The following is an 11047-nucleotide window of genomic DNA, read 5'->3' as shown; positions in this document are numbered from 1 at the left end:
GAACGTTTGTCGTTGTTGCGGGTGCAAAACTACCACCTTTATCTAGATAAACAACACCTTTTCTTGAGTATTTTTCGTTTATTTTTTATTCTTTTCTTAACTCTCTGATAACACAAAGATTACGATTTAACAAAATTTAGCATTTTTAAGATTTTTTTTAACTCCGCTGTGTTTTCAATAAAAAACCTTCTTTAAAACGTGTCGTTATTACGAGTTTCTCACCAAAAACACTCGTTTATTAATAACTCAACCACATAAACTCTCTTCTTTCCCAATCTAAAAGATGCAATCACATCTCTTTTCTCCTGGATACTCCAAATAAACCATTATACTTACCTATATATTATAGTATACACAAAATAACACTGATTCCTTTTTAACCATATTACCTCCTAGCCCTGATAGCAGCAGAAATCCTTTTATGCCGTGGTTCGGCATAAAAGATTGGAGCGGATAGCAGGATTAAGCTCCTTAGAAAAATTCTACTCCTATATATAAGATAAACTTATACATATATATTGTATGTATTTTTGTAATCCACTATATTTGCATTTATAAAATTATAAACAATGATTAAGATTACTTTGCCCGATGGGTCAATTAGAGAGTTTGCTGCTGGCGTAACTCCTATGGAGGTTGCGAAAAGCATTAGTGAAGGATTCGCCCGAAACGTGATTTCGGCATCTTTTAATGGTACAACTATTGAAACCGAAACCCCTCTGACGACGGATGGTAGTCTTATTTTATATACATGGAATGATGCGGAAGGTAAAAAAGCTTTTTGGCACTCGACTTCACACGTAATGGCTCAAGCTCTTGAGGAACTTTTCCCTGGAATTAAATTAACTCTAGGACCTGCTATCTCTAATGGTTTTTATTATGATGTTGATTTTGGTGATCAAAAGATAACTGACGCTGACTTTAAAAAGATTGAAGATCGTGTTCTTGAAATTTCAAGAGGCAAACACGAATTTAAAATGCGTCCTGTAAGCAAAGCTGAAGCTTTGGAACTATATAAGGATAACGAATACAAAACTGAATTAATTTCTAATCTTGAAGATGGTACAATCACATTTTGTGATCATGCTACTTTTACTGACTTATGCCGCGGTGGTCATATTCCGAATACTGGAATCATCAAAGCTATGAAGGTTATGAGTGTTGCTGGTGCTTACTGGAGAGGTGATGAGAAAAACAAACAATTAACTCGTGTTTATGGAACTTCTTTTCCTAAACAAAAAGATTTAACTGAATATTTAGAGCTTCTTGAGGAGGCAAAACGTCGTGATCACCGTAAATTAGGTAAGGAACTTGAGTTATTTGCTTTCTCTCAGAAAGTTGGTCAAGGTTTACCTTTATGGCTACCTAAGGGTGCTGCTTTACGTGATAGACTTGAGCAGTTCTTGAAGAAGGCTCAGAAAAAAGCAGGTTACGAGCAAGTAGTTACTCCACATATTGGACAAAAGGAACTTTACGTTACTTCTGGTCACTATGCTAAATATGGAGCTGATAGTTTCCAGCCGATTCATACTCCTGCTGAGGGTGAAGAGTTTTTATTAAAACCTATGAACTGCCCTCACCACTGTGAGATTTACAATGTAAGACCTTGGTCATACAAAGATTTACCTAAGCGCTATGCTGAATTTGGTACTGTTTACAGATATGAACAAAGTGGTGAATTGCATGGTTTGACTCGTGTACGTGGATTTACTCAGGATGATGCGCATATTTTTTGTACTCCTGAACAGTTGGACGAAGAGTTTAAGAAGGTAATTGACTTGGTTCTTTACGTATTTGGCTCTTTAGGCTTTGAAAACTTTACTGCTCAGATTTCTTTGCGTGATAAAGAAAACAGAGATAAATATATTGGTAGTGATGAAAACTGGGAAAAAGCTGAAAATGCAATTATCAATGCTGCTGCCGACAAAGGTTTAAATACTGTTGTTGAGTATGGTGAAGCTGCTTTTTACGGTCCAAAACTAGACTTTATGGTTAAGGATGCTTTAGGAAGACAATGGCAATTAGGAACTATCCAGGTTGATTACAACTTACCTGAGCGTTTTGAATTAACTTACAAAGGAGCTGACAATGAATTACATAGACCTGTAATGATTCATAGAGCACCTTTTGGTTCGATGGAGCGTTTTATTGCAATTTTACTAGAACACACAGCAGGAAATTTCCCACTTTGGCTGATGACTGAACAGGCTATAATCTTGTCTTTGAGCGAGAAATATGAAATATATGCTAAAAAAGTTTTAGATTTGCTAGAAAATCACGAAATTCGCGCCCTAATTGACAACAGAAGTGAAACGATAGGTAAGAAAATTAGAGATGCAGAAATGCAAAAATTACCGTTTATGCTAATCGTAGGTGAGGAAGAGGAGAAAAACGGAACGATTTCTATTCGCCGTCACGGTCAAGAAGGTAAAGGAAATATTACAGTTACAATTGATGAATTTGTCGCAATTGTAGACGAAGAAATAAAAAAGACATTAAAAGTATTTACAGTTTAACTTAAATTATAAAGTCATAGCAATAAGAAGCAACAGAGGTTACCAACCTCGCGTAGAAAAAAAAGATGCACACAGAATAAACAATCTTATTCGTGTTCCTGAAGTACGCCTTGTAGGCGAAAACATAGAGCCTGGCGTTTTTAAAATAGCTGAAGCTCTAAGATTAGCTGATCAATTTGAATTAGATCTAGTTGAGATTTCGCCAAATGCAGAGCCGCCAGTTTGTAAAATCATGGATTACAAGAAATTTGTTTACGAACAAAAGAAACGTGATAAGGCACTGAAAGCAAAATCAACACAAGTTGTGGTGAAAGAAATTCGCTTTGGTCCTCAAACTGATGAGCATGATTATGAGTTTAAGAGAAAGAACGCTGAAAAGTTCTTAAAAGAGGGTGCTAAACTAAAAGCATTTGTATTCTTTAAAGGGCGTTCGATTATCTATAAAGATCAAGGTCAGATTTTACTATTGAGATTGGCTACCGATCTTGAAGAGTACGGTAAAGTAGAAGCTATGCCAGTTCTGGAAGGAAAGAGAATGATAATGTTCATTGCTCCGAAGAAGAAAAAATAAATTATTTGCCTTAAGCAATAAGCGATAAGCTTTAAGCAAATAGTTAATGTAACCTTTTGCCTAAAGCTTAGAGCCTAAAGCCTAAAGCTTTTGAAAATATAAGTAAGTAAGAATAAATTAAAACACTAGGAAAAATGCCTAAAATGAAAACAAAATCTAGCGCCAAGAAACGTTTTAAAGTTACTGGTTCTGGAAAGATTAAAAGAAAGCATGCTTTTAAAAGTCACATCTTGACTAAAAAATCTAAAAAACGTAAATTAGCTTTGACACATTCAGCGCTAGTTCACAAAACAGATATGAAAAGCATCAAACAACAATTAAGAATTGTCTAACAATTCTTTAGGTTAAAACATTTAAAAATAACCTTGGAGTATGGCCAATAAGTTCCCTTGATTAAATTCGGGACGCCATCTACAAAAACACATAAAAATTATGCCAAGATCAGTAAATTCAGTTGCTAAAAGAGCAAGAAGAAAAAAGATAATGAAGCAAGCCAAAGGTTTCTTTGGTAGACGTAAAAACGTTTGGACAGTTGCTAAAAATGCGGTAGAGAAAGCAATGTGCTACGCTTACCGTGACAGAAAAGTGAATAAGAGAAATTTCCGTGCTTTATGGATTCAACGTATCAACGCTGGAGCTAGATTAGAAGGAATGTCTTATTCTCAATTCATGGGGAAAGTAAAAGCTAACGGAATCGAATTGAACCGTAAAGTTCTTGCAGATTTAGCAATGAATCACCCAGAAGCTTTCAAAGCAATACTTAACAAAGTAAAATAAACGTTTTATAAACTCAATTTATATTACTTACTTATTATATAAAAGCCCAATCTTACGATTGGGCTTTTTCTTTTTAACTCATACTTAAAAGCTTGCTTAGCCTTAGCATCTAATTAGCTATTTATCTATATCGACTCTGGCTGTGAATGAAGAAATTGTTGTTGTAGCTGAATCATTCTTTACTACATAAATACCTAATATATTATTTTTATATACTGTATTGGCACTTGTGATACTTGAATCTGGAAATTCAACATCTACCCAATTAGCTTCTCCAAATGTACCATCAGAATTCCGATTTACAGAAACAAATGATGCGCCACTACCCTCTCCGTTTATTGTTATCCAATCGGCAGCCAAATTATAACCTTTATCCGAAGAAGATGTTATGCCTTCAAAATGTGTGATGATCGATAAGACTATTTCGTTTTTATAACTAAACGATTTTAGATTACTAATCTGTTTTGTTTTAGAATCATAATCTACCAGGAATGCCTGACTTAGTTTTCCGAATTTAGGACTGGTATATCCTCCTGTTAGTGTATAGCTATTACCTCCGTTATGCCAAATACCATACAATGTATTGGTTAATGAATCTGGCAATTTAAATTCTGTATATTCTTTTGTATTGATATCATATAGAAACGCATATCCATTCTTATCGTTTTCTACATCGTAATTACCAACTGCAATTCCTCCCATAATGCTATGAACGAATACATTATTTGTATTCCCTCCGTTTGGCGTTACTGATGTCCATATTCCTGAACCATCGAGTGGTCCTTCATAATAAAATCCAAGATTTCCGCTTGGAAATCCTCCACTAGAAGTTGATATCTTATAAGATCCTACAATTTGTATATTCCCATTAGTCCCATTATTTGGTCCATAACAAGAGGTATTGGTAACTATCTCTGATGTGGTACTTGGGAAATTTATAACATGCCATTTCCCCTCATTACCATTACCTAATAACTTACCTTCATAAATCAGTCCCTGAACAATATTATTTTGTCCTAACAAACTTGCTGTTATGTAAACATTTTCAGATCCAGAAACTCCTCTTATTCCTTGTATAGTTGTTTGTCCGTTTGGATTATTAAAATCCATATAATTAACTGCATTTTCTACTTGTTTTAAATTTTCCGACATAATATGTGTTTTTATATTATTAATTAGTTTCCCTTTTTACATTACTATGTCGTTAATTATCTTTAGTTGAATTTTACTGTATTGAAAACGTCTGTGGGGGCATTTACCCAAAGTTTGTCTACCTCGAGCTGATGTAGTTGTTCTTCTAATTCCATTCTTATTTCACTATAACCTGGATCATAAGCAAGATTGGTAATTTCTAAAGGATCATTTACTAAATCGTATAGTTCGTATTGTTTGAAATATGCACTTGAGGCATCAAAGTAATAATCGAATTTCCATTTTTCTGTTCTTATACAACGAATACGGTTAGCTGCTTTTACAATTGTCCAATTACTATTTGATCCTGCCTTTATATCATCATAAGTAAACAAAATACTTTCCTGAACTGGCGTTCCATGCTCTATAATGGGTAGTAAACTTGTTCCTGCAAGTCCTGTAGGCGGATTTGATACATTGGCAATTTCTATGAATGTTGGCATGATATCTGCCAAAGTTGCCAATGCCATAGATTTTTTTATTTCCTGATCTTTAAATAAAATAGGATTAGAAATTACAAGTGGTACTCTTAATGCTTCTTCGTAAGCCACGAAGGTTTTCTGGCGTAAGCCTCCATGCGCTAATCCCATTTCTCCATGATCTGATGTTAAGGTTACAATTGCGCTGTCTGCTAATTTATTTCCGTTTTCATCTTCTTTGTATAATTCTTTTATTAGGTAACCAATTTCTTTATCGACATGACTTAGTAAGTATCCATAAAAATTAATATAATTTAATTTTTCTTCTGGTGTTGCTATTGCTCCTAAACTAAGGGCCATGTTAATTAAAATTTGTTCCTGTGCCATAGGTTTCTTATTCTCTAGCAAATTTTCATTTACTGTAACAGGAAGGTCAATTTCTCTTCCTGACCAACTATCTGGATGGTATCCTGAAGTTCCCGCAGATTTTGGATAAGCCAAAACATCATGCGGATTAACAAGCGATAGAATAAGACAATATGGTTTATAATCTCCTGCGGCTCTTCTTGCTTTTACTTCTTTCAGATATTGTATTGCTTCTGCCGTATATCTTGCATCATGATTTGCATAACCTCCACCAAAATTTAATGGGTTTACATCTTCGCCTGCATCTGGAGCAACCCAACCCATTGCGCCAAATAATGAAATATCGGCTGGTGTTAAATCATCGTAATTGGTCTTTGTGCCATTGGGTGCAACTCCTTTACTCATATGCCATTTCCCTCTGTACTGAACATCGTATCCATCTGCCCAAAGCACATTCATAATATTTGGTAGGGTGTTATCGAGTGTTGGTTCTTGTGGTGATAAAAGTCCTCCTTCTGTTAATGTCTGACTGACTCCATGCTTGGCAGGATACATTCCTGTAAATAGTGTAGCCCGACTTGGGGAACACATACAGGTATTGCAAAATGCCCTATCGAAACTGAATCCGTTTTCTTTTAGAAATGTGAGCGTCGGAAGATTTTTCTCTTCCCATCCTGGCGGAAAATGTTGCGTTGCTCTTTGCTCATCTGTAATGATAAGAATCATGTCTGGCTGTTGACCAATTTGTTCTAGCTTTTTTTTAAAGTCCATTGAATATCGTTTTAAATTATTAAATAAAAAATATAATCACTTGTGTTCTGCTTTAATATAAATGCTGATCATTTTAAAATAATCTAAAGATTTGCTCCTTAGCAAACTATCTTTATAATTATGTTTCTGATTTGTAATTGTATAATTGAGTTTATACTCTTCGTGTTTTTTATTTTTTATGAATCTTGTCTTTCATCTTTAAATAAGTAGAATAAAATAACAATAATAAAACAACTCTTTTAAACGTATAAACACCTGTTTTTCAGAAAGTAAAACAACAAAAAAGCCAATCTTAAGATTGGCTTTTTGTATATAAACTGATAATGTAATTGTATATATCTATGTTTTATTTCTTGTTCTTATCTAGAATATGCTTTTCTATCATATACTGTGTAATTGGTCTTAATGTCTTTCCTGTTTCTGGATGTAATCCTGGTGCTGTAAAATACTCGTAGTTACCATCGAATGATTTTCCGTACCAAATACAGGGTTTGCCCATTTTAAAAAAACTCGTAGTATCGCAAGCTTCAATTTTTCTGAAATTAGAGATTAATACTTCGTCTTTCTTCATAACTACTGGACTAAATAATGACATTGTATTTGATGCATTCTCACAAGGTACTTCTTCATAATGATCCTTATTCCAAACCATACAGTTTTCTTCTTCATTAAAACTCCAAATTGCAAATGAACCGCTTAATATAAAAATGCATGTCAATAAGATTAAATAAGGTTTCTTAAAAATTATTACTGTTGAAATTGGCTTATTTGGCTTTGCAACAAAAGAATTAATCTGAACATCTTTATTGACAAATGGTGATTCACTATCTTTTTTGATAGGTGCTGAAATCTCACTCAAACCAGATTTTGGTGTATTTATAACCAATTCTTCTCTTAAAAACCTATTATATGGTCTCTTCTCAAAATCTACCAAAATTGCTGCCAATTCAATCCTCGCTGGATTATCTGATTCTTTCTCCCCTGTTAAGAAAGAAATGATAGGTCGAAATTTTGCAATTTCAAATCTCTCTATAGCTCTCCTTAAATCCTCCCCTTCTTTTGTGTTTAGAAATACTCTGAATGTATTTTCATCATTTACTGATAATGATCTATCAAAAATAATTAGACATAAGTTTCTCAATTGTGCTGGTGAAAGATTCAGTAAAATACCTGTTGGTTCTTCCAATTTAAAAGTTTGGTATTTTGTTTTTATAGCATTTTTATATTCTTCAAAAGTAATTTTACTCATAAGCATTTATCGGAATTGTTAAACATTTTGCAGCAATCAGCAGAATTATCAGCATTACTGGAATTTCATCTCAATGCCCCGCCAAAGCTGTCATTTCTTTGCCTCAGAATTAGTTACCGGTTTAATCTGCAGGTTAAAACAAATGTACAAAACTAGTTCTTTAAAAAAGTGTGTAAAACCGTAAGACCGAGTTTATCCGGGAAGTATAAATAAAAATCATACTGTTTCTACACGCTTTACTTCCCTCAAAAAAACAAGAAACATTCCGCCAGAAGCGGTCTGAAAAATCAGTTCAAAATTTCGATTTCAGAAATCGGATGGGGCGACTTATGTCAAATTTTAAAAATAAACTAAGATGAAAAGAATTATAGCAATATCGTGTTTTGTATTAACTAGTATCGCATTTGTATCATGTACTAATGATGATGAAACGACAGAAAAAAGTAAATTAACAATTTCTGCAGATGCTCCAGATGAAACTGGAGGAGGTTCAAATGGTCAAACTCCAATTCCTCCACCAAAGACAAAACCATAATTAATTTCTTAATTAAATATAAATCCTCAATTTAATTAATTTCAGTATTTTCGGGAAATGAAACTTAAACAAGTCCATTTCCCGATTTTTATTTTGATACTAGTTCTAGTAATATCATCATGTGAAAAAAAATCAAGCGCATTAACAAAAGCAAAAGATGATTCCCTTTATAGTGATTATTTAGCACTAGCCGATAAGCATTTTAATAACAAAACTTATGACAGTGCTTTTTATTACTACAACAAATCCAAATTAGTATGCAATACTAATGAAAAGGAGAAAATAATTTACTCATTATTAAAAATGGCTGTTACTCAGCAAATACAAGGTGATTATTTTGGTAGTGAAACTAATGCCACTGAAGCAATCCCTTTCTTTACGAAAGAAACAAACTTTTATTATAAGTGTGCTGTATATAATATACTTGGTATTAATTATGAAAGGTTACATGAATATGATGATGCCATTTATAATTATAACCAAGCAATAAAATATGTTGAAGTAGATCTTCCTAAATATGTTCTCAAAAATAATATTGCTGTAGCATACATGGGCAAGTCGGATTATATAAAAGCATCTGATATACTTAGCCATTTAAACCAAGAAAAAAATATTACCGATGATTCTGAAAATCATGCTAGAATACTAGATAACTTAGGGTTTTCATATTATAAAATAAGAAATCCAAAAGCTATAGAATATATAAACCAATCAATAGCAATTCGAAAAAAAATAAATGATGATTTTGGAATAACAACTAGTTACATGCATCTTTCAGAGTTATATTCAAATAAAAATCCTCGACTTGCAAGTGAATATGCTAAGTTAGCTTATCAAAAAGCAACTAAAGTCAATAATGTCGATGACCGTTTGGTATCATTAAAATTAATAATAAAAAATTCTAGTGGCAATGAATTAAAAGATAAAACTCTTCTCTTCTTAAAAATAAATGACAGCATTACCAAAACAAGGCAAAAGGCAAAAAACCAATTTGCAAAAATAAAATATGATTCTAAAAAAGACCGAGAAGAAAACCTTCAATTAAAAGCTCAAAAGGCAGAAAATGCATTACAATTAGAAAAAGTAAAAAACAGAAATCTAACCTTATATATAGTAATTGGTCTTGTTTTAGGTTCGCTTTTGTTTCTTTACTACTATTTAACGACAAAAGGAAGAAGGGAGAAGACTGCTGCTATTTATGAATCTGAAACTAGAATTTCTAAAAAACTACATGATGAACTTGCCAATGAAGTATATCATACTATAGTTTTGGCCGAAACAAAAGACTTATCTACGGAAGAGAATAAAGAAATTCTTCTTTCAAATTTAGACACTATTTATTCTGGAACTCGAAATATATCCAGACAAAACAGTACTATAGACACGGGAGAAATTTTTGAAAGCGAATTAAAAGAAATGTTATCTAGCTATAATAGCAATAAGATAAACGTAATTATTAAAGACAATAACGATATTAATTGGTCGAAAATTGATACTGAAAAGAAAATTGCAATTTACAGAGTCTTACAAGAATTACTTGTCAATATGAAGAAACATAGCCAATGTACTTTTGTAATTATTGGTTTTGAAGGAAATGATAAACAAATACAAATAAGTTACTCTGATAATGGGATTGGTTTTAGTGAAAAAATAAATTTAAGAAATGGTCTCAAGAATGCGGAAAACCGTATCCAAAGCATAAAAGGAACACTTACTTTTGAATCTGAGCCTAACAAAGGGCTAAAAGCTAAAATTTCATTTCCAAAATAATATACGCATATGTTTACAAAAGTTTTAATAGCAGAAGATATAGATTTTAATGATGTTGCAGTTGTTCGAGTTCTTGAAGAACTAAATGTTTCCGAAATAGAATATGCTAAATATTGTGATGATGCTTTACTTAAAATAAGAAAAAGTATCCTTGATAATCAACCTTATCAGTTATTAATAACTGATTTATCCTTTAAACCTGATCATAGAAAAACTGATCTAAATTCGGGCGAGGAACTTATTGCTGCTGTGAAACTATTATTACCTGAGATTAAAATAATCGCATTTTCTATTGAAGATAAAGCTTATCGTATAAAATCTCTTTTTGATAAATATAATATCAATGGCTTTGTTATGAAAGGCCGTAATAGTATTCCTGAATTAAAAAAAGCAATTCTGAATGCTTTTAATTCGGATAAAAAATATCTTCCTCAAGAATTAAACTATATTCTTCAGGATAAAACGACTAATGAAATAGACAATTATGATATTCAACTTATAAAATATCTTTCAATAGGTGTCTCTCAAGATAGTATGGAAGCTAAATTTAAAGAAGTTGGTATTACTCCTAATAGTAAAAGCACTATCGAAAAACGCATTAATAAACTTAAAGTATACTTTAAAGCCAATAACCCAACGCATCTTGTGGCAATTGCTAAGGATTTGGGCTTGATATAAACCTTTATTTTATCACATCAACTCGCTTTACGGATTCCCGTAAGGATACGCTGTTGCATATTTATAAGTTTGGCATTCCAAAAACTTATTTTTATAAAGAGCAATTATTTTGTACTTCTGTCAAAAAAGTACCTGACAAGAAGCATCTCTCCCAAAAACAAAATTATACTTAAAACAATTCTCCTTTGTTTCTTATTGTCTTTT

At 32.5% G+C, this 11047-nt stretch carries 10 protein-coding genes; 7 read left to right on the top strand and 3 right to left on the bottom strand.

Annotated features, from left to right (window positions below):
- The first annotated feature begins 569 nt into the window (after nucleotides 1–569).
- From thrS to rplT, 4 genes are all read left to right on the top strand, one after another.
- Nucleotides 570–2516 carry a threonine--tRNA ligase gene (thrS, locus tag IW20_RS13260; protein ID WP_035623063.1) on the top strand — a complete coding sequence of 649 codons (1947 nt, stop codon included), beginning with the start codon at nucleotides 570–572 and terminating at the stop codon, nucleotides 2514–2516.
- Nucleotides 2517–2532: 16 nt separating this feature from the next.
- On the top strand, nucleotides 2533–3087 hold the full coding sequence (gene infC / locus IW20_RS25775) for a translation initiation factor IF-3 (protein ID WP_369827407.1): 555 nt from the start codon (nucleotides 2533–2535) through the stop codon (nucleotides 3085–3087).
- Between the two features lie 134 nt (nucleotides 3088–3221).
- Nucleotides 3222–3419, top strand: a complete 198-nt coding sequence (rpmI, locus tag IW20_RS13250; RefSeq protein WP_035623058.1) for a 50S ribosomal protein L35 — start codon at nucleotides 3222–3224, stop codon at nucleotides 3417–3419.
- 100 nt (nucleotides 3420–3519) lie between these two features.
- Nucleotides 3520–3864: a 50S ribosomal protein L20 gene (rplT, locus tag IW20_RS13245; protein ID WP_035623056.1), complete on the top strand. Its 345-nt coding sequence runs from the start codon at nucleotides 3520–3522 to the stop codon at nucleotides 3862–3864.
- A gap of 117 nt (nucleotides 3865–3981) precedes the next feature.
- On the opposite strand, the gene IW20_RS13240 is transcribed toward rplT, so the two are convergent.
- The 3 genes from IW20_RS13240 to IW20_RS13230 form a co-directional block, all read right to left on the bottom strand.
- A complete protein-coding gene (locus tag IW20_RS13240) occupies nucleotides 3982–5016 on the bottom strand; it encodes a hypothetical protein (RefSeq protein WP_035623053.1) in 1035 nt (344 codons plus the stop codon).
- A 62-nt stretch (nucleotides 5017–5078) separates the two neighbouring features.
- Nucleotides 5079–6611, bottom strand: coding sequence for a sulfatase-like hydrolase/transferase (locus IW20_RS13235; protein ID WP_035623051.1), 1533 nt, complete (start codon nucleotides 6609–6611; stop codon nucleotides 5079–5081).
- Between the two features lie 346 nt (nucleotides 6612–6957).
- A complete protein-coding gene (locus IW20_RS13230; RefSeq protein WP_035623050.1) occupies nucleotides 6958–7866 on the bottom strand; it encodes a hypothetical protein in 909 nt (302 codons plus the stop codon).
- Between the two features lie 349 nt (nucleotides 7867–8215).
- On the opposite strand from IW20_RS13230, the gene IW20_RS13225 reads away from it, so the two are divergent.
- Genes IW20_RS13225 through IW20_RS13215 form a run of 3 tightly spaced genes read left to right on the top strand, consistent with a single transcriptional unit; the run spans nucleotide 8216 to nucleotide 10843 of the window.
- Complete coding sequence (locus IW20_RS13225) at nucleotides 8216–8395, top strand: hypothetical protein (protein ID WP_035623048.1); 180 nt, start codon at nucleotides 8216–8218, stop codon at nucleotides 8393–8395.
- Between the two features lie 57 nt (nucleotides 8396–8452).
- Nucleotides 8453–10165: a tetratricopeptide repeat-containing sensor histidine kinase gene (locus IW20_RS13220; protein WP_035623047.1), complete on the top strand. Its 1713-nt coding sequence runs from the start codon at nucleotides 8453–8455 to the stop codon at nucleotides 10163–10165.
- 9 nt (nucleotides 10166–10174) lie between these two features.
- Nucleotides 10175–10843: a response regulator gene (locus tag IW20_RS13215; protein WP_035623046.1), complete on the top strand. Its 669-nt coding sequence runs from the start codon at nucleotides 10175–10177 to the stop codon at nucleotides 10841–10843.
- Nucleotides 10844–11047: the final 204 nt, after the last annotated feature.

Source organism: Flavobacterium hydatis (assembly GCF_000737695.1).
GTDB lineage: Bacteria > Bacteroidota > Bacteroidia > Flavobacteriales > Flavobacteriaceae > Flavobacterium > Flavobacterium hydatis.
This window is presented reverse-complemented; position numbering and strand designations above follow the sequence as displayed.